Origin of the sequence: Streptomyces sp. NPDC001728 (assembly GCF_040297565.1) — a bacterium.
Lineage (GTDB): Bacteria > Actinomycetota > Actinomycetes > Streptomycetales > Streptomycetaceae > Streptomyces.
In genome coordinates, this window is sequence record NZ_JBEOZK010000012.1 from 140,715 (window position 1) to 160,205 (window position 19,491).

The window sequence follows — 19,491 nt, forward strand, 5'->3', positions numbered from 1 at the left end:
GTTCCGTCCGCGCGCACCACAGCGTCCATGACTCGCTGTGACCGCACCGCAACACAGAGGGGAGCATAGTCAGTTCGGGTTCCCCATGTGCCCGAGCTGGAAGGGCTACCTCCACCGGTCATTCAGGGCGCATTAAATGACCATTCACCGCACCGAACATGCAATGAACCGATCACATTTGGACGTTGGCCCGCCCCGGATCCGGGGCTCCCGAACGCACGGCCGCGCCTTCCCTCCCAAGGGTCACGCGGCCCACACCGCCGACGAGGAGGGCGGTGGCCACGAGTACGGCGCTCACGACCAGCGGCGCACGGAGGCCGAGTCCCGCGCCGAGGGCGAGGCCGCCCAGGACGGGGCCGGCCACCGCGCCGACGTTCAGCGCGGCGGTGGCGAAGCCGCCGGACAGGGTGGGCGCCCCGGAGGCCCCGTAGAGGGCCTGGGTGATCAGGGTGGAGCCGACCCCGAAGGACAGCGCCCCCTGGACGAGGACGAGGACGAGGGCCACGACCGGGTTGCCGGCCGTGAGGGCGAGGACCAGCCAGCCCGCCGTCAGCGCCGCGCCACCGACCACGAGGACCCGGCCGGGCCGGGTGTCCGCCAGCCGGCCGGCCAGGTTGACGCCGAGGAAGGATCCGGTGCCGAACAGCGCCAGAGCGGCGGGCACCCACCCGGCGCCCAGACCCGTCACGCCGGTGATGACGGGGGTGAGGTACGTGAACGAGCAGAACGTCGCGCCGTTCACCAGCGCTCCGAGCACGAGCGTCAGGATCAGCCGGGGGCCGCGCAGCGCCCGCAGTTCACCGCGCACCCCGGGCGCCCCGGGGTCGGCGGGCGTCACGGGCACGGACCACAGGATCGCGAGGACGGCGGGCGCGGAGATCAGCGCGACGCCCCAGAAGGCGGAGCGCCAGCCCCAGAACTCGCCGGCCAGGGCGCCGAGCGGGACACCGGCGACGCACGCCAGGGTCACACCGCTCAGCAGGATCGAGGTCGCCCGGCCCTTGGCTCCCGGTCCCGCCATGGCGGCGGCGGTCGAGAGGCCGACGGCGAGGAAGCCGGCGTTGGCCAGGGCGGCGACCACCCGTGTGACGAAGAGGACGTCGAAGCTGTGGGTGAGGGCGCCCACCACATGGGCGAGGAGGAAGGTGACGAGGAAGGCCAGCAGCGCCCGTCGGCGGGGCAGCCGCAGGCTGAGCATGGCGACGAGCGGCGCGCCGACGACCATGCCGAGGGCGAAGGCGGAGGTGAGCGAGCCGACGGCCTGGAGGGACACACCGAAGTCGGCGGCCATGTCGTGCACGAGACCGGACAGCATGAATTCCGACGTTCCCTGGGCGAAGACCGCGAGCCCGAGAACGTAGACGGCGAAGGGCATGGAGAAGCTCCGAACTACATCGCAGAAGGGGGAGACGCGACGTGCGGACGGCAGGTCCGGGGGTCGCGTGGGAGACGCCTCGGAGAGAGCTCCGGGCGCGATCCCGCGATGCGGTCGATCCATGGCGGATCCGCGACGCACTGCTCGGCGAAGGGCCGAAGGAAGCAGGGTCGTCAGAGGGTTGCGCGATCAGCCACCGATCACCGGTGGCCGGCTTCTCTCCGCCTCAGGACTGGACATGGCGCCCAACATAGCAACGGCCGGAGGGCCGTGTCCCCCGCTTTCCGGCCGGGTGGGTGGCCGACACCCACGGGGCCGGTCGGCGGGATGGCCGACACCCCACGGGTCCGAACGGGTGGATTGGCCGAACTACGCGTAGACCAGATAGGTGCCTGAGGCATGTAGTGGAGACGGCACCCACGTCAGAGTCACCGATTCGCACCTAGCGAGGCCTCCCATGACGAAAGCCGTTGCGTTCCCGCAGTCCCGGACCTGCCCCTACCACCCCCCGACCGAGTACCCCCGGCCCGCCGAGGAACGCCCGCTGTCGCGGGTGACGCTCTGGGACGGGCGGCAGGTGTGGCTGGTCACCGGGCACGGAGCCGCCCGCTCGCTCCTCGCGGACCCGCGCCTGTCCACCGACTCCACCCGGCCCGACTTCCCGATGCCGACCGAGCGCGCCGGGACGCTGCGGCGACGCCGACGCGCGGCGCTGCTCGGCTGGGACGACCCCGAGCACAACACCCAGCGCCGGCTGCTCATCCCGAGCTTCACCCTCAAGCGCACGGAAGGCCTGCGGCCCCGCATCCAGACGACCGTGGACCGGCTGCTGGACGCCGTGGAGGCCCAGGGGCCGCCCGCCGAGCTGGTGAGCGCCTTCGCCCTGCCGGTGCCGTCGATCGTCATCTGCGACGTGCTCGGAGTGCCCTACGAGGACCACGACTTCTTCGAGGAGCAGTCGCGGCGGCTGCTGCGCGGGCCGACGGGCGCGGACACCGAGGACGCCCTGGCCCAACTGGAGGAGTACCTCGGCGCCCTGATCGACCGCAAGCGGGCGAAGCCGGGCGACGGCGTCATCGACGACCTCGTGGCCCAGGGCTCCGGAGACGGCGGCCCCGACCGCCAGGAGCTGGTGCAGCTCGCCACCATCCTGCTGGTCGCCGGGCACGAGACCACGGCGAACATGATCTCCCTCGGTACGTTCACACTGCTGAACCATCCGGAGCGGCTGGCGGAGCTGCGGGCCGATCCGTCGCTCGTCCCCGCCGCCGTCGAGGAGTTGCTGCGGTTCCTGTCGATCGCCGACGGACTGCTGCGGGTCGCGCGCGAGGACATCGACGTCTCCGGGACGGTCATCCGCGCGGGCGAGGGCGTGGCGTTCTCGACCTCGGTCATCAACCGCGACGCCGCCGCCTACGGCGATCCGGACACCCTCGACTGGGCGCGCCCGGCCCGCCACCACGTGGCCTTCGGCTTCGGCATCCACCAGTGCCTCGGCCAGAACCTGGCCCGTGCCGAGCTGGAGATCGCGCTCGGGACGCTGCTGCGCCGGCTGCCGGGGCTGCGGCTCGACGCGCCCGCCGAGGAGATCCCGTTCAAGCCGGGCGACACCGTTCAGGGGATGCTCGCGCTCCCCGTCAGCTGGTGAGAGGAGTGTCGCGGATGCGCGTCACGATCGACGGAGACCTCTGTATCGGCGCCGGTCAGTGTGCCCTGACCTCGCCGGGCTTCTTCACCCAGGACGACGCCGGCTTCGGGATGGTCGTCCCGGACCGGGAGGACGGCGGCGCCGGGGCCGGGTCCGACAGCGACGACACGCTGCTGGACGAGGCCGCCCGCGCCTGCCCCGTACAGGCGATCACGATCCACGATCCGGCCGACGGCCCTGGGACCGCCTGACCCCGGGCGGGCAGGGGCCCGGCTGCGGCCTCCGGCTGTTTGCTCCCGTTCGACGTACCGGTGCCCGCGCCGGTACGTCGGGCCCGGGGCGGCCCACGAAAGGTCAGGAACCCTGCGTCACCAGGTACTTCGGCGCGGATCGAACAAGTTCGGACTTTCTTGGGCGCATAGGGGAAACATGCGCCCTGTAATGAATGACGATCCGGTCGACCGAGTTCCGTATTGATCAACAACAGATCTATAGTGCCGACGTTACGACTCCCTTCCCCGTGTGCCTGTCCCGAGAGTCTGGTTGATGTCGGCGTCACCCACCCCCTTCCGCCCTGCCCTGATCGCCTTGTCGCTGACAGCCGCAGCGGGTGGCGCGGTCGCCGCCGCCGCGGCCACCGCGGCACCGGACGGCGTCCGCACCGCGCTCGCCTGGTTCGCCGCCTGCGGCGTTCTTCTGCTCTCCGCGGCGGCCTTCGCCGTCACCTGGTACGGCCGCACCTCACGCACACTCAGCCGGCGGGTCGAGACCCTCGCCGCCGAGCTGGCCTCGCGAGAGACGTACGCAGCCCAGTCCCGGGCGTCCGCCGCCCGCGAGAACGCCACCCTCAAGGAGCGGTACGAGGAGCGGGCCTCGGCGGCCGAGGCCGCCCACGCGGCCCGTACCGAGGAACTCGTCAGCTCCCACACCGCCAGGACGGCGGCGCTCGCCCGCGAGCGGGCCGCCGACGTCCAGCGGCTCGAAACCCGGCTGCGCCGTGCCGAATCCGGCCGTTCCGCCGCCATGGCCGCCTCGGCCAACGCCGCCGGCCGTATGCAGGCCCTCGCCACCAGCATGCTGGCGGACCTGCGTGAGATGGAGCACCGGCACGCGGACGAGGACGTCCTCACCGACCTCCTCCACCTCGACCACCGCACCGCCCAGGCCGGCCGGCTCGCCGACTCCGTCGCCGTGCTGACCGGAGCCCGCTCCGGCCGCCGCTGGGCCCGCCCGATCGGCATGGAGTCGATCCTGCGCGGCGCCATGGGCCGGATCGGCGGCTACCAGCGGGTGCGGCTGCACTCCAGCAGCGACGCGGCCGTCGCCGGGCACGCGGCCGAGGGCGTCATGCACGCCCTGGCCGAGCTGATGGACAACGCCGCCAACTTCTCGCCGCCCACCGCCGAGGTCCACGTCTACGTGGAGGAGGTCCCGGCCGGCATCATGATCGCCGTCGAGGACAGCGGTCTGGTGATGAGCGACGTCCAGCTGCGGCGCGCGGAGGCCGCCGTGGGCTCGGAGGCTCAGGATCTGGCCGGCCTGTCCGGAACCCGACTGGGTCTGGCGGTCGTCGGCCGGCTGGCCCGCAAGCACGGCCTGACCGTGTCGTTCCGACCCTCGGCACGTGGTGGCACCGGCGCCCTGCTGATGCTGCCCCAGGAACTGATCAGCCGTACGCCCATGGAAGCGCAGGCCGCGCCCGCCCTTCCGTCGGCTCCCCTCGCGGGCCGTGGGGTGTCCGTGCCCGCGCAGGCCTCCGGCGAGGCGCTGGACCGGACCGCCGCCCCCGCACCGGCCGTCACTCCGGCTCCCGAGCCCGAGACCGCGCACGAGAGCGCGGCCGAAGGCACCGGCGAGCACCCTCGGTTCGGTGAGAGCGGGCTGCCGCGCCGCCGTCGCGGCCGGGCCCTGGCCGCCGCGCACCCCGAGGGTCCGGACGCCGCCGCCAAGCCCCGTACGGCGAGCCCGCGCACCGGCGCCGCGGCCGGGGCGGCGACCCGCTTCGGCAGCTTCCGCCAGGCCGTCCGCGCGGCCTCCCAGCCGGAGCCCGCGGAGTCGGAGCCCCCGCAGCGGGAGTCCGCGCAGCCGAACTCCGCCCCGCTGGAGACCTCGCGCCCGGACGCGACCGAGCCGGACGCGACCGATCCCCGTCCCACCCCGAACTCCCCGTCCCCGGAAGGCACCCCGCAATGACCGGCACCACCACCGACGAGAAGCTCAGCTGGCTCCTGGAGGGCCTCCTGGAACGCACCCCGGGCACGCGTCACGCCCTGGTGCTCTCCCGCGACGGCCTCAAGCTCTGCCGTACCGACGGGCTCTCCGTCGACCAGGCGGACCAGCTCGCCGCCATCGCCGCGGGCATCCAGAGCCTCTCCCACGGCGCCTCCGTGGAGTTCGGTGACGGCACGGGCGGGGTCCGCTCGGCGATGGCCGAGTTCTACGGCGGCATCCTCTTCATCGTGGAGGCCGGCGAGGGCGCCCACCTCGCGCTCGTCGCCGACGAGGACGCCGACGCCGGGCTCGTCGGCCACAACATGTCGGAGCTGGTCGAGCAGTTGGGCGAGCACCTGGTAGCGAGGCCCAGGGGATGAGTCGCGGCAGGCCGGGACGGGACGACTCCCCCGACCGGCTCTACACCCTCACCGGCGGTCGCAGCCGCGCCGGTTCCGACGCCTTCGACCTGGTGACGCTCGTCGTCTCCGAGAGCGACCCGGTTCCCGGCATGCAGTCCGAGCACGCCGCGATCCTCCGGATGTGCCAGTTCCCCACAGCGGTGGTGGAAGTCGCCGCCGAACTCGGCCTGCCCGTGTCGATCACCCGGATCCTCCTGGCAGACCTGCACGACACAGGCCGGATCCACGTGCGGCATCCCCGCTCGTCGTACCGCCTTCCCGATCACGACATCCTGGAGCAGGTGCTCGTTGGACTCCGTAACCTCTGAACAGCGCCAGACCCTGCAGAGCACCGCCGACAACGGACTGAAGATCGTTGTCGTCGGCGGATTCGGCGTCGGCAAGACCACCCTGGTCCGCTCGGTCAGCGAGATCCGTCCGCTGAACACCGAGGAGACGATGACGCAGGCCGGCGAGGGCGTCGACGACACCGTCGGCGTCAGCTCGAAGACGGCCACCACCGTGGCCTTCGACTTCGGCCGGATCTCGCTGGACGCCCACAACATCCTCTATCTGTTCGGGGCACCCGGCCAGGAGCGGTTCTGGTTCCTCTGGGACCGGCTGTTCTCCGGGACGCTGGGCGCGGTCGTGCTCGTCGACACGCGCCGGCTCGCCGACTCCTGGTACGCGATCGACCGCCTGGAACACCACGGCACGCCGTTCGTCGTCGCCTGCAACGACTTCGGCGGGCCCTCCCACTCCCCCGACCAGATCCGCGAGGCCCTCGACCTCGCCGACGGGGTCCCGCTGGTCCTCTGCGACGCCCGCTCGCGCGAGTCCAGCAAGCAGGTCCTCATCTCGCTCGTCGAGCACCTGCGCACCGTCGTCGCCTCGGCCCCGCGGCCGACGACCCAGCCGATCCCGGAGCCCACCCCGTGACCCACCCCGAACCCCAGCCCGTCCCCCTGAGCGGGCCCAGGTTCCAGACCGACCCCACGGAGCTGTACCGGCAGATCCGGCGCGAACACGGGGCCGTCGCGCCGGTCGTCCTGGACGGCGGCATTCCCGCGTGGCTGGTCCTCGGCTACCGCGAGCTGCACCAGGTCACCAGCGACCCGGTGCTCTTCTCGCGCGACTCCGACCTGTGGCACCAGTGGGACGTCATCCCGGCGGACTGGCCGCTGCTGCCCATGATCGGCCGCAAGCAGCCGTCCATCCTCTACACCGTGGGCGAGCGGCACCGCGAGCGCGCCGCCGTCATCTCCGGGGCACTGGAGGCGATCGACCCGTTCGTGCTGAGGCAGCGGGCCGAGCGCTTCGCCGACGAGCTCATCGACGCGCTGTGCGCCAAGGGGTCCTGCGACATCATCGCCGAGTACGCGATGCTCCTGCCGGTACGGGTCCTCGCCAGCGTCTACGGTTTCGCCGACGAGCAGGGCCCCGCGCTCGTCACCGCCATGAACGCCATGATCAACGGCCAGGAGGGGGCGCTGGAGGGCCAGCGCCACCTGGGCGAGTCCATGTTCGCGCTGCTCGCCGCCAAGTCCGCGGCGCCCGGTGACGACGTGGCCTCCCGGATGCTCGGCAACCCCGCCGGGTTCTCCCTGGAGGAGGTCGCCCAGGACCTCATGGTGATGATGGCCGCGGGCCACCAGCCCACCGCCGACTGGATCGGCAACTCGCTGCGTCTGATGCTCACCGACGACCGCTTCGCGGCCTCGCTCGCGGGTGGCCGGCACAGCGTCGGCGAGGCCATGAACGAGGTCCTGTGGGAGGACACCCCCACCCAGAACGTCGCCGGCCGCTGGGCCTCGCGCGACACCCACCTGGGCGGCCGGAAGATCGGCCAGGGGGATCTGCTGCTGCTCGGGCTGGCCGCGGCCAACTCCGACCCGCATGTGCGCACCGACTCCGGCGCGTTCACCGGCGGCAACAACGCCCACCTCTCGTTCGGTCACGGCGAGCACCGCTGCCCCTTCCCCGCCCAGGAGGTGGCCGAGACCATCGCGAGGACGGGCATCGAGGTGCTGCTGGACCGGCTGCCGGACGTGGACCTCGCGGTGACCGCGGGCGACCTCGCCCGTCGTCCCTCCCCCTGGCTGCGCGGTCTGACCGCGCTCCCCGTGACCTACACCCCGACACCCGCACTTGGAGCCATCGGATGAGCTGCCCGTACGACCACACCGCCGCTTCCGGCGCCGAGGTCATCACCCTGGACCCGTTCGTCAACGACCTGGACGGCGAGGGCGCCCGGCTGCGCGCCGCCGGCCCGCTGGCCCGTGTCGTGCTGCCCGGTGGGGTGCCCTGCTGGGCCGTCACCCACCACGCCGAGGCCCGGCGGCTGCTGACCGACTCCCGGCTCGTCAAGGACACCGGTGTCTGGGGTGCCTGGCAGCGCGGCGAGATACCGATGGACTGGCCGCTGATCGGCCTGGCCAACCCCGGCCGGTCCATGCTGACCGTGGACGGCGAGGAGCACCGGCGGCTGCGCACCCTGGTCGCGCAGGCGCTGACCGCGCGCCGGGTGGAGCGGCTGCGCGAGGGCATCGAGGCGCTCACCGGGGGCATGCTGGACCGGCTGGCCGAGCGCCCGGCCGGCGAGACCGTGGACCTGAAGGCCGAGTTCGCGTTCCCGCTGCCCATGAACGTGGTGTGTGAGCTGATGGGCGTCGACACGGCCGACCAGCCCCGGCTGAAGGCGCTGTTCGACAAGTTCTTCTCGACGCAGACGCCTCCGGAGGAGGTGCCGCAGATGATGGCGGATCTGGGCGCCCTCTTCGCCGGGATCGTGGCGGCCAAGACGGAGCAGCCCGGCGACGACCTCACCAGCGCGCTGATCGAGGCCTCGGAGGGCGGCGACCGGCTCAGCACGGAGGAGATCACCAACACCCTCCAGCTGATGGTGGCGGCCGGGCACGAGACGACCATCAGCCTGATCGTCAACGCCGTCGTCGCCCTGGAGACCCACCCCGAGCAGCGGGCCCTGGTCCTCAAGGGCGAGGTGCCGTGGGAGAACGTCATCGAGGAGACCCTGCGCTGGTCGACGCCCACCTCGCACGTGCTCATCCGGTTCGCCGCCGAGGACATCGAGGTCGGCGACCGGGTGCTGCCGAAGGGGGAGGCCCTGATCGTGTCCTTCGGCGCGATCGGCCGGGACGAGGCGCAGTTCGGTCCGACGGCGGGCGACTTCGACGTGACCCGTACGCCGAACCGTCACATCTCCTTCGGTCACGGCCCGCACGTCTGCCCCGGCGCGGCGCTGTCCCGTCTGGAGGCGTCGGTGGCGCTGCCCGCGCTGTACGCGAGGTTCCCGGAGCTGCGGCTCGCGGTGCCGCGCGAGGAGCTGCGCAACAAGCCCGTCGTCACGCAGAACGACCTCTTCGACCTGCCGGTCGTACTGGGCTGAGGGACTGCCCCGCCCCGGATCACAGGTCACCCCTCCTGCTCCAGGACCACGATCTCGTCCTCCTGGTGCCAGTGCCGGACCTGTGACTTCGGCGGGTTGAGGCACACGCCGTGGGCGGGGCCCCGGGTGCGGTAGCCGATGGCGCACGCGCCCTGGCGGGCGGCCGATTCGACGACGGTCGCGAAGGAGACCTCGCGGCCCGTCTCGACGTAGCGGCGCGCCGGGTGGATCCGGAGGGTGCTCCCTCCTTCGGCGAAGATCTCCCGGAACACCGCGGCCAGCCGCGGGTTCTGGGAGATCTGTGTCATCAGGAGCCCGATCAGCCTGCCGCTGACCACGAAGTCGGCGCCGGGGGCATGGGGGGCGATCAGCCGGTTGCGGTCGTCGGTCATCTCGGTGACGACGGGAACGCACCGGCTCTCCACCCCGGCCCCCACCCGCTCGCGGTCGCGTGCCCGCAGGTGGAGGAGGGTGACCAGGGTCCGGTCGTCCGGATCGTCGTGACCGGGACGGGGGTCGGCGGCCAGGACGATCACGGCGTCGTGTCCGGTGGGATCCAGCGCGTCCGTCGTCTCGCGCAGGGTCGGGTCACCGGGGTGGTGGCGTACGAACAGACGGTGGCCGACGGCCTCCGTGAGGTCCCGGATGCCGGAGACCGTGGCGGCGCGCGCCTCGGCCACGACGTCGAGCACGGAGCCGGGTGGGGTACGCCGGGACAGCGCTTCGGCGATCCGGTGGGCCCGGCGGTTCCAGCCCAGCAGGAGGAAGCGCTCGGGGGCCTCGGCCGGACCGGTCTGCGCCGGACTCGCCGCACGGATCGCCCTGGGGTCGTACGGGTGCGGTGCGGCGGTCCAGTACGTCGCGTCCTGGTGCTCGGCGATCACGATCAGGGCGTCGCCCTCCAGGACCGGAGTCCGGGCGGGCGGGTTGAGTGACACGCTTCCGTCCTCGTGGGCGATGCCGACGACGGCCGACACCGGGGAGAAGCGGGCGGCCTCGTGGAAGGTCAGGCCGGACAGTCCGGGCTCGCGCACCGTGTAGAACTCGTGTCCGGCGAAGTCCAGCAACTCCTGGTGGACGAGGGAGAGTCCGGGCTGCCGCGCGCACTGGACGAGGAGCCGCGCGGAGAGGTCGTCCGTGTCCAGGACGGTGGCCCGGGGGCCGCCGGCCAGCCGGGCGGCGCCCAGGTAGCGGTCGCCTCGTACGGCCGCGACGACCCGCACCGGGTGTTCCTCGCCCACGGCCGCCGTGAGCGAGAGCAGCGTCTTGACGACCTCGGCATCGTCGCCGGGGCTGTCCCTGGGCAGTACGAGCACGCACTCCGCCGTCGCCGGGCTCACCCGGGCGAGCGCGACGGGGTCGGTGGGACGGCCGCTGCGGCAGAGGAGCCGGGCACGGCCGACCGGGCCGACGGCGTCGCGGAACTCCTCCTCCATGTCGGCCTTGCCCCGGTCGGCGAGCACCGTGACGACTCCCCGGCGCCGCTGGGCGTGGGCGGCGACGAGTTCGGCGACGACGGTGGGGATCTGTTCCGACCAGCCGAGCACGACGGTGTGGCCGCTCTCCACGACTCTGGCGTGTCCCCGGTCGAGGGCGAGCAGCTTGTCGGTGATGCCGGTGGTGATGAGGCTGACCAGGGTGGAGACGTAGAAGAGCGCGATGAGGGCGAGGAGGACCGACAGGGCGACGCGCAGCGGGGGCCCGACCTCACCGCCGAGCCGCAGGGTCTGTCCCGTGTTCCGCCACACGGCGGCGATCCGCGCGCTGAGGGTGGTGGGGGTGCGGTGGTCGGTCCACACCAGGAGGGCGCTCACGGGCACGACGAGGGCGAGGCAGGCGAGGGCGAGCCAGCCGACGAGGGCGGGGGTTCCGCGGCTCAGGGTGGTGTCGAACCAGTAGCGGAGACGGGCCTCGACGGGCCCGCTCCGGTGGATGGGGAGCCCCCGGGGCACGGGCGGGACCACGGCCCGGCCGGTCATGGGTCCCGGTGCGGCGTTCCGCTGGGCGGGAACCACCTTGCTGCCTTGTCTGCGCACGTCAGAAGCGTGGCGTCCCGCTCTGCCCGGCGGAGCGCCATCGCGGCACATTCATCCCTTCGGGATCGAACGGCTCGGTTCCGGGGCTGGAACGAAGGGCTGAATGGTGGTTCACTTCATTGTATGGCCTATCGGAAGACCCCCGCGGAACTCGAACGGCTGGAGGCCGCCCGTGAGCGCCTGGTCGACCAGGCCACCCAGGTCGTGGCCGAGGTCGGCTGGGCGAACGCCTCGGTGACCGCCGTCGCCGCCGCCGCGGGCATCGCGGCCGGCTCCGTCTACCAGCACTTCCCCTCCAAGGCCGCCCTGGCTGTGGAGGTCTTCCGCCGCGCGTCCGGCCGCGAGGCCGAGGTGCTGAGCGAGGTCCTCCACGGGGACGGCGATCCGGTCGAGCGGCTGACCGACGGCGTACGGGTCTTCGCCCGGCGCGCCCTGGAACGCCCCGGACTGGCCTACGCCCTGCTCGCGGCGCCCGCCGAACCCGCCCTGGGGGCCGAGCGCCTGGAGTTCCGGCGGCGCTACCGCGAACTGTTCGCCGAGGTCGTCCGCGAGGGCACGGCCGCCGGGCTGCTGCCCCCGCAGGACGCCCGCGTCACCGCCGCCGCGCTGACCGGCGCCGTCGGCGAGGTGCTCGTCGACCCGCTCGGCACGCCCGCAGAGGGCGCCGACGGCGGCGACCGCGCCGTCGGCGACCTGCTCAACGAACTCACCGCGATGACCCTGCGCTGCACCGGCGCCCACCCGTCCGATCCACCCCGCTGACCCCGCGCCGCCGACCGGCCGGCTGTCCCCCCGTACCGCACCGCGAGCCGGACCCGCGCGAAGGACCCGCCCCACCGCACCGCACCCGCACCCGCACCGCCGTCCCGTCCCGTCCCGCCGAGCAGGAGGAGCCCGCCATGACCGCGACCGCCGGAGTGCCGCCGCTGCGCAGCAACCCCACCGCGCGCACCCACGACGTCACCAACCAGGTCCCGCCCCTCGTCGGCCACGACATCGCCGACGACCCGGTCCTGCTGGAGGGCGTACGCCGGGAGGGCGCCGAGTGGTACCTCGACGACCTGCACCGGATCGGCCGCCGCGCCGGCGGCGAGGAGGTCCAGCGGTGGGCGGAGCAGGCCAACCGCCACGAACCCGAGCTGCGCACCCACGACCGCTACGGCAACCGCGTCGACGAGGTCGACTTCCACCCCGCGTACCACTCCCTGATGGACGTCGCGATCGGCGAGGGGCTCGGCGGGGCCCCCTGGGCCGACGACCGGCCCGGCGCCCATGTGGCCCGCGCCGCCGGGTTCATGGTGTGGAGCACCACGGAGGCGGGCCACGGCTGTCCGGTTTCCATGACGTACGCCGTCGTCCCGGCCCTCCGCTCCGCCCCGGCGCTCGCCAAGGAGTACGAGCCCCTGCTCACCAGCCGGGTGTACGACCCCGGGCTGCGCGCCCCGGCCGGCAAGCGGGGGCTGCTCGCGGGGATGGGCATGACGGAGAAGCAGGGCGGTACGGACGTCCGTGCCAACACCACCACGGCGGTGGAGGCGGCGGACGGCACCTGGCGGCTGCGCGGCCACAAGTGGTTCACCAGCGCCCCGATGAACGACCTCTTCCTCGTCCTGGCGCAGGCGCCCGGCGGCCTGTCCTGCTTCCTCGTCCCCCGGGTGCTCCCCGACGGCAGCCGCAACACCTTCCGGATCCAGCGCCTCAAGGACAAGCTCGGCAATCGCAGCAACGCCAGCAGCGAGCCGGAGTTCGACGACACCGTCGCCTGGCCGGTCGGCGCCGAGGGCCAGGGCGTGCGGACGATCATCGACATGGTCACCATGACCCGCCTCGACTGCATCCTCGGCTCGGCCTCGGGCACCCGCGCCGCGCTCGCGCAGGCCGCCCACCACATCCGGCACCGTTCGGTCCTCGGGGCGAAGCTCATCGACCAGCCGCTGATGCGCAATGTCATCGCCGATCTGGGCGTCGAGTCGGAGGCCGCGACCACTCTGGCCCTGCGGATCGCCGGCGCGGCGGACCGTGCCCAGCGCGGCGACGCGGGTGAGCGCGCGTTCCTGCGCCTGGCCACCGCCGTGGGCAAGTACTGGGTGTGCAAGCGCCAGCCCGCCGCCGTGGCCGAGGCGCTCGAATGCCTGGGCGGCAACGGCTACGACGAGGCGTCCGGCATGCCCCGCCTCTACCGCGAGGCCCCGCTGAACGGGATCTGGGAGGGGTCCGGCAACGTCAACGCCCTCGACGTCCTGCGGGCGTTGACCCGCGAACCGGATTCCCTGGAGGCCTTCCGTACGGAGGTCGAGGCCGCCGCCGGCGCTGACGCACGCCTGGACGCCGCCTGGCGCGAACTGCGCGGCGAGCTCGTCCTCACCGAGGACGCCCAGCTGCGCGCCCGCCGCCTGGTGGAGCGTCTGGCGCTCGTCCTGCAGGGCTCGCTCCTCGTCCGGCACGCGCCGCACGCGGTGGCCGACGCCTTCTGCGCCTCCCGCCTGGCGGGCGACCGGGGGCTGACCTTCGGCACGCTTCCGGCCCGGTCGGACCTCGGCGGGATCATCGCGCGGCTGCCGGCGGGGTCGCCGACGGTCTGAGCGGGTCGGGGGCGGGTGGAGGCGGAGGGGCCGCTCGCTCAGACGCCCGGCGGACAGGCGGCCAGTACCGGCAGCAGCGGCACGGCGAGCGTGGCCGCCGCCATCGTCCCCCGCAGCGCGGGGTGCGGGGCCCGGCGGGGGCCGAGCAGACGCTTCATCCGGAGGAGCGCCGTCGAGCCGCCCGCGGCGAACGCGCCCGCGGGCGTCCGGCCTGCGGCCATCTCGTACAGCGCGGTCGCGAGCGCCTGCCGCGAGTGGCTCCGCAGCGCGCGGTCGTCGGCGATCATCTCCAGCAGGACCGGGACCTCGGCACGTGCGTGCCGGGCCAGCGGCAGCCACGGAAACACGGTGGAGAACGCCTCCACGGCAGCGATCGGCAGATGGTGGCGGCCTGTCACGTGCGCGCGCTCGTGCTCCAGGACGGCGCCGAGCTGCTCGTCCGTGAGGAGCCGCACCGCCGAGTCGCTGACGACGACCCGGGAGCGGAGGCCCGGCAGGGAGTACGCGACGGGAACACGGTGCGCGAACACCGTCGCGCGCAGGCGGTCGGAGCGCACCCCCACCTTGTCGAGCCGGTCCCGGTGGCGGGCGCGGAAGCGTCCGGCGCGGGCGAGGTGGAAGAAGAACGCGCCGCCGTAGGCGGCCAGGACCGCGAGAGGCATCGCCAGGGCGAGACGACCGGCGGTCGTGGGGCTGGGGTCCGGACCCCCCGTCCTCTCCCCCAGACCGCAGGCGTGCAGCAGCTGCACGATCCCCGCGTGCAGGTGCTCCGTCGGCGTCGCCAGCTGGGAGGCGGCGAGGGCGGTGGTGAGGGTGAACGACATCATGAGCGCGAGCCACAGGGCGGCGCCGAGCGCGGGTGCCCCGTACGGTACGGCGCTGCGTGCCATCAGCCGGGGGGCGGCGACGCCCACGATCGCGGCGCAGCCCAGGAGGGCGGGGGCGGCGTTCACTCCTTCGCCCGTCGTCCCACGTCCCGAAGGGCCTTGCGGAGCGCGGCGATCTCGTCCTCGTCGAGGTTCTCCACGAAGTGGACGAGGGCCGCGGGCCGGTCCTCGCTGGCGCCGAGGCCGTCCTCCATGAGGGCGGCCGAGTACGCCTCGCGGGTCGCGACGGCCTCGTACAGCCAGACCCTGCCTTCCCTGGTACGGGTGAGGTGGCCCTTGTGGAAGAGGATGCTGGTGACGGTGGTGACGGTCGTGTACGCCGCGTCCCGCTGCCGGTTGAGGTCGTCGACGACCTCGCGCACGGTGGCCGGGCGGTTCCATCTCCAGAAGCGGTCCATGATCTCCGCTTCGAGCTCCCCCAGCCGACGCATGGGTTGCTTCCTCTCCACTGGGCTCGTCCTCGTTCGGTCCTCATGGTAAACGGCCAGCTCACGGCGGCACCGGTCGCTGTACCCCGTCGAAGCGACCGAGCCGGCGGGGCGGGAGGGGTCAGCCGATGCGGACGCCCCACATGAAGGGCATGCCGCTGCGGGCGATCGACTCGTAGCGCACCGTCGCACCGGGCTTGGGCGCGTGGAGGATCTGCCCGTTGCCCGCGTAGAAGCCGACGTGGCTCAGGTCGGTCCGCATGATGATCAGGTCCCCGGGCTTGAGGTCGCCGAGGGAGTTGATGCGCGTACCGATATTCGCCTGGGCCTGAGAGGTACGGGGGATGGACACGTCGGCCTGACGGAAGGCCCAGGAGGTGAGCCCCGAGCAGTCGAAGGAGCTCGGGCCGCTCGCGCCCCAGACGTACGGCAGCCCGACCCGGCCCTGAGCGGCGGCGAAGGCCGCGGCGGCGCGCTGCGAGGCGCTCGCCTCGCTCCCGAGGTCGACGCGTTCACCGGCACGGTTGGCACGGTCCTCCGCCTCGTCGATCCGCGCCCGCTCCTTCGCGGACAGGGTGTTGAGCAGGCGTCGGGCCTCGCTCAGCTTGCCCTGGATCTCCTTCTTCCGGTTCCCCAGGTCCTTCTGTACGGCGTCGAGGTCGCGCAGCTTGCCCGAGGCCTCCTGGCGCTGCTGCTGGAGTGCGCGCTGCCGGGAGAGGAACTGCTGCAGGACGGCCGTCTGCCGCTCGCCGACGCGGTCGAGGGCGGAGGCCTTCTCCAGATAGGTGTCGGGAGCCTCGGAGAGGAGGAGATGCAGGGAGGGGTCGATTCCGCCGGACCGGTACTGACTCGCCGCCAGGCCGCCGATCCGCTGGCGGAGTTCGTTGAGTTCGCCCTGCTTGCGGGCGGCCTCGTCCTGTACGACCGCGATCTGCTTCTTGAGCTGGTCCGCCTTCTCCTTGGCCCCGTTGTACCTCTCGGTGGCCTGGGTGGCCTGCTCGTAGAGGCGGTCCACCTGCGCCTCGACGCCCTTCTTGTTGGGGTCGGGCAGCGGGTCGGCCGAAGCGGACTGCGTGCCGAACGCCACGGCCGCCGCCGTGGCCACGGTGAGGACGCCGGTGCATCGCGGACCGGACTGCTTCGGGCGGCGGTGGGAAGCCACGGTGGAGCTCCTTCTTCCTCGTCCGCCTTGCCGGGTCCGTACGGTGCCCCGGGTCCGCGCGGGGACAGCGCGCACGGCGGTGCCCTCGGCGCCGCCCCGGACGGGCGACCGGCTGAGCGAAGGCTCCGCGAATACTAATCTGCTTAGAGGATTAGAAACAACGATCGGCGGGCCGGGAGGGGCGAGATGGGGTCCGGGGCCGGGGGGTGGGCCGGACGGGAACGGAGGCCGGGGGGGGCGGGCCGGGCTGGACGGGAACGGAGGCCGGGCGGGACGGGAGCCGGGAGTCGGCCGCCCAGCCGGGTGACCACACCGCTCGGACCACCCGGGGTCACCCCCGGCCCACCCGGCCCGACGTACGCTGCCGACTCCGACCATTCGTCAGGAAAGGAGCATTTTGTGGCTTCCCGTCTCAACCCGTACATCACCTTCACTGGTGAAGCGAAGCAAGCCATGGAGTTCTACAGGAAAGTGCTCGGCGGCACCCTGACCCTCAACACCTACGGCTCGTTCGGCGGGGAGACACCGCCCGGATACGCGGACAAGGTCATGCACGGCCTGCTGGAGACCTCCGCCGGGTTCACCCTGATGGGCGCCGACAACCCGCCGGGGATGGAGAACAACCCCGGAAACAACTTCGCCGTGAGCCTCAGCGGCGACGACGCGGCCGAACTGCGCGGCTACTGGGACGAGCTGTCCGCCGACGGTGCCGTGTCGGTACCGCTGGAGAAGCAGATGTGGGGCGACGTGTTCGGCATGTGCACGGACAAGTTCGGCATCACATGGATGGTCGACATCAGCGAGCAGTGACTTCGTCGCGGCACACCGACGCGTCGGCCCGAGCAGCACGGCCGGCGCGTCGCTCACGCCTGGGGAGCCGGGGACGGGGCCGGGGCGGACAGCTCGACTACTCTCGGCGCCATCTGACGTTCGTTCGACGATCCGGACGTACACACGATCACCCACCCCGACGTCGCTCGGGAGAATCCGGCCCTTGACCACGCCCCCCCACGCCGCCCGAATCCACAGGGGCCGACGAACCGGCCGTCCTGATCGGCGCCCTGGTTCCGCTGAACCGGCCCGGCTGGGTCGCGGCGGGGCGGGGCGGGGCGGCAGCTGCTCGCCGGCCTCGAAGTGGCCGTCGAAGACGTCAACGACTCCGGCGGGATCGGCGGAAGGCCGCTGGAGCTGGTGGTCAGGGACACCGCCGCCGACCCGGAGAAGGCCGTGGCCGCCGTCGACGAACTGGCCCACCTGGGGGTGGCCGCCCTGGCGGGCGAGTACCACAGCGTCGTCGCCCGTGCCGCCGCCACCAGGGCCGACGCCCTCGGTCTGCCGTACCTCTGCTCGTCGGCGGTGCTCGACGCGCTCACCGAACGGCCGACGGAACGGGTCGCGCGCATCGCCCCCGCACAGTCCCACGGCTGGCGGATCTAGCAGACTTCCCGCTCGACGCGGGCCACCGGCACAGAGCCGTGGCGGCCGACCCGAGCGTCTGCTGGGCAGCGGGGGCCCGCATCCTGCGCGACCGTCTCGCCCCGCGCGGCGGCGGCGTCACCGAACTCGACGCGCGCACGCTCACCCCCAAGGCGCTGTGCGACGCCCTCGTCGACAGCGGCGCGACCGCCCTCCTCCTGGTCGGCCACCCGGAGCCGGCGGCGCCCATCGTCAGGGCGGTCCCCCGGGGCCGCCGCCTCGCCGATCTCCTGATCGGCGCGCCGGCCGGGCAGCCGGAGTTCGCCGAGTGGGCGGCGCTGCTGGGCGACGACGGCGCCGCCATCCCGTTCCTGCGCTACCTGCCCGATCGTCTGGGCCCGCTCGGCAGGCGCGTGGCGGCGACCCTCCGCGAACGGCTTGCCCTGGCACCCTCCTTCGTCGCCTTCGAGGGCTACGACACGATCACGGTCCTCGCGGACGTGCTCCGCTCCGGCGGCGTGGACCGGTCCCGCATCGCCGAGTCCTGGCCGCGGGTGACCGTCGAAGGCACCCGCGGCCGGATCCGCTTCTCGCGCCCGCCGGGCATCGACGTCCCGCAGTGGGCCTGGCCGCCCGTGCAGGTCGTCGACCGGGACCCTTCGGCACCTGAGCGCTTCCGAATCCTCCACTCGGCTGACGCGGCGGCCCGCTGTCCCGCGAACTCTTGGGACGGCTCGACCGGCTCCCGGTCCGCGGCTCGCGCGAGGAGGCGGACGGTCGCGGCCAGGACGGCGCGCCGTTCGTCGAGGTCGCTGCCGAGGCCGCCGATGAGGACGGCGGGGAGGACGTGCTCGTCCAGCAGGTACGCCTTCCCCATCCGCAGCGGCAGTCCAGCGGGGTGCTCCGGCCGACGAAGCGCGGGTCCATGCCGATCAGGTCGTAGCGGTCGGCGACCTCCCCCATCACCTTCGACACGGACAGCGGCATGTGGAGGCTGACGCCGGCCGGTCCCCCGTCGTTGAGCAGCAGCGGGCCGACGCGGTGCTCGGTGTCGGTGGCCTTCAGGCGGGACACGGCGACGGAGATCGTACGGCCGCCGGGGTCGGCGTAGTCGAGCGGCACGGTGAAGTCGGCGCCCGCGGCGTCCAGCGCCCGACCGACCTTGTCGTCCGCGCCGAGGGCGCAGGCGTGCCAGTCGACGTACCGGCCGTGGAACCGGGCTAACGGGTCCGGATCGACGGCGACTGCGGAAGTGGTGGCCATCGTGGTGGTGGCGGCGAGTACGGCCGCGCCGAGAGCGAAGGCCTTGACGTGTCGGAATCGTGGCATGCCTCCACGCCAGGAGCGGCGGACACCTCGGCGCACTCCGGGGAATCCCGGAAACGTGGTGGGGTCGCCCCCTAGGAGAACCGGCTCGCGCGGTCCGGGTTTCGTGCTCGTTCCACGCGAGGGATCATGGGGATGGAACGACGGAACACGAGGTCAGGAGCATCCATGGCGAAGCGGGTTCACCAACCCCGAGAGGACGCCGAGTTCGATTTCGTCCTCAGGATGAGCGGAGTGCCGGTCCTCGCGTACTTCACCGGGAGCTGGCCCAAGGCGATCGAGAACTGCCGGGCGATGGACCTCGTCGTGCGTGGCATCGCCGACGAGTACGCGGACCGCCTGACGCTCGTCCGTACCGACATCACGCGCTGCCCGGCCGCGACCGAGCGGTACGGGGTCACCGGAGCCCCCTCCTACGTCCTGCTGAAGGACGGAGAGGCGGTGGCGCACGGCACGGGGGTCATGACGACCGTCGAGGTCCGGGAGCTCCTGGACGGCCACCTCTGAGGGCGTACGGATCCCTCGGTACCGAGCAACCTCCGAGGGCGTACTGAACCATCGGTACGGCCCCTGTGAGGCGTACCGATCCATCGGAGCACCACACCCCCTCGAC

At 73.0% G+C, this 19,491-nt stretch carries 17 protein-coding genes and 1 pseudogene; 13 read left to right on the top strand and 5 right to left on the bottom strand.

What is annotated here, in order from left to right:
* Nucleotides 1-172: 172 nt before the first annotated feature.
* Nucleotides 173-1,375: a Cmx/CmrA family chloramphenicol efflux MFS transporter gene (locus ABT154_RS19835; RefSeq protein ID WP_351858138.1), complete on the bottom strand. Its 1,203-nt coding sequence runs from the start codon at nt 1,373-1,375 to the stop codon at nt 173-175.
* Between the two features lie 457 nt (nt 1,376-1,832).
* Here ABT154_RS19835 and ABT154_RS19840 point away from each other — a divergent pair, with 457 nt between their 5' ends.
* The 8 genes from ABT154_RS19840 (at nt 1,833) to ABT154_RS19875 (ending at nt 9,041) form a co-directional block, all read left to right on the top strand.
* Nucleotides 1,833-3,023, top strand: a complete 1,191-nt coding sequence (locus ABT154_RS19840; RefSeq protein ID WP_351858139.1) for a cytochrome P450 — start codon at nt 1,833-1,835, stop codon at nt 3,021-3,023.
* Nucleotides 3,024-3,037: 14 nt separating this feature from the next.
* Nucleotides 3,038-3,274, top strand: coding sequence for a ferredoxin (locus ABT154_RS19845; protein ID WP_351858140.1), 237 nt, complete (start codon nt 3,038-3,040; stop codon nt 3,272-3,274).
* Between the two features lie 295 nt (nt 3,275-3,569).
* Complete coding sequence (locus ABT154_RS19850) at nt 3,570-5,216, top strand: ATP-binding protein (RefSeq protein ID WP_351858141.1); 1,647 nt, start codon at nt 3,570-3,572, stop codon at nt 5,214-5,216.
* Entirely contained in the window at nt 5,213-5,614 is a 402-nt protein-coding gene (locus tag ABT154_RS19855; RefSeq protein WP_351858142.1) for a roadblock/LC7 domain-containing protein, read from the top strand. Before ABT154_RS19850 ends, ABT154_RS19855 begins: the two co-directional genes overlap by 4 nt.
* Complete coding sequence (locus tag ABT154_RS19860; RefSeq protein ID WP_351858143.1) at nt 5,611-5,964, top strand: DUF742 domain-containing protein; 354 nt, start codon at nt 5,611-5,613, stop codon at nt 5,962-5,964. Before ABT154_RS19855 ends, ABT154_RS19860 begins: the two co-directional genes overlap by 4 nt.
* Complete coding sequence (locus ABT154_RS19865) at nt 5,945-6,574, top strand: GTP-binding protein (RefSeq protein ID WP_351858144.1); 630 nt, start codon at nt 5,945-5,947, stop codon at nt 6,572-6,574. The genes ABT154_RS19860 and ABT154_RS19865 overlap by 20 nt, the downstream gene beginning before the upstream one ends.
* Entirely contained in the window at nt 6,571-7,800 is a 1,230-nt protein-coding gene (locus tag ABT154_RS19870; protein ID WP_351858145.1) for a cytochrome P450, read from the top strand. Before ABT154_RS19865 ends, ABT154_RS19870 begins: the two co-directional genes overlap by 4 nt.
* Entirely contained in the window at nt 7,797-9,041 is a 1,245-nt protein-coding gene (locus tag ABT154_RS19875) for a cytochrome P450 family protein (protein ID WP_351858146.1), read from the top strand. The genes ABT154_RS19870 and ABT154_RS19875 overlap by 4 nt, the downstream gene beginning before the upstream one ends.
* 26 nt (nt 9,042-9,067) lie before the next feature.
* Here the strand turns inward: ABT154_RS19875 and ABT154_RS19880 are convergent, their stop codons facing one another.
* Nucleotides 9,068-11,077: a CASTOR/POLLUX-related putative ion channel gene (locus tag ABT154_RS19880; protein ID WP_351858147.1), complete on the bottom strand. Its 2,010-nt coding sequence runs from the start codon at nt 11,075-11,077 to the stop codon at nt 9,068-9,070.
* Between the two features lie 123 nt (nt 11,078-11,200).
* Here ABT154_RS19880 and ABT154_RS19885 point away from each other — a divergent pair, with 123 nt between their 5' ends.
* Nucleotides 11,201-11,839 carry a TetR/AcrR family transcriptional regulator gene (locus ABT154_RS19885; protein ID WP_351858148.1) on the top strand — a complete coding sequence of 213 codons (639 nt, stop codon included), beginning with the start codon at nt 11,201-11,203 and terminating at the stop codon, nt 11,837-11,839.
* A 137-nt stretch (nt 11,840-11,976) separates the two neighbouring features.
* Nucleotides 11,977-13,659 carry an acyl-CoA dehydrogenase family protein gene (locus ABT154_RS19890; protein WP_351858149.1) on the top strand — a complete coding sequence of 561 codons (1,683 nt, stop codon included), beginning with the start codon at nt 11,977-11,979 and terminating at the stop codon, nt 13,657-13,659.
* A 38-nt stretch (nt 13,660-13,697) separates the two neighbouring features.
* Here ABT154_RS19890 and ABT154_RS19895 read toward each other — a convergent pair whose 3' ends face one another.
* The 3 genes from ABT154_RS19895 to ABT154_RS19905 form a co-directional block, all read right to left on the bottom strand.
* Complete coding sequence (locus ABT154_RS19895; protein ID WP_351858150.1) at nt 13,698-14,612, bottom strand: M56 family metallopeptidase; 915 nt, start codon at nt 14,610-14,612, stop codon at nt 13,698-13,700.
* Nucleotides 14,609-14,977: a BlaI/MecI/CopY family transcriptional regulator gene (locus ABT154_RS19900; RefSeq protein ID WP_351858151.1), complete on the bottom strand. Its 369-nt coding sequence runs from the start codon at nt 14,975-14,977 to the stop codon at nt 14,609-14,611. The genes ABT154_RS19895 and ABT154_RS19900 overlap by 4 nt, the downstream gene beginning before the upstream one ends.
* A 118-nt stretch (nt 14,978-15,095) precedes the next feature.
* On the bottom strand, nt 15,096-16,136 hold the full coding sequence (locus ABT154_RS19905; RefSeq protein ID WP_351858152.1) for a C40 family peptidase: 1,041 nt from the start codon (nt 16,134-16,136) through the stop codon (nt 15,096-15,098).
* A gap of 399 nt (nt 16,137-16,535) precedes the next feature.
* Between ABT154_RS19905 and ABT154_RS19910 the strand changes: the two genes are divergently transcribed.
* The 3 genes and pseudogenes from ABT154_RS19910 to ABT154_RS19925 all read left to right on the top strand — a co-directional run bounded on the left by ABT154_RS19910 (nt 16,536) and on the right by ABT154_RS19925 (nt 19,385).
* Entirely contained in the window at nt 16,536-16,946 is a 411-nt protein-coding gene (locus tag ABT154_RS19910; RefSeq protein WP_351858153.1) for a VOC family protein, read from the top strand.
* A gap of 239 nt (nt 16,947-17,185) precedes the next feature.
* Nucleotides 17,186-18,244: pseudogene (locus ABT154_RS19915) on the top strand (ABC transporter substrate-binding protein); the annotation flags it as partial.
* A gap of 802 nt (nt 18,245-19,046) precedes the next feature.
* On the top strand, nt 19,047-19,385 hold the full coding sequence (locus ABT154_RS19925; RefSeq protein WP_351858154.1) for a thioredoxin family protein: 339 nt from the start codon (nt 19,047-19,049) through the stop codon (nt 19,383-19,385).
* Nucleotides 19,386-19,491: the final 106 nt, after the last annotated feature.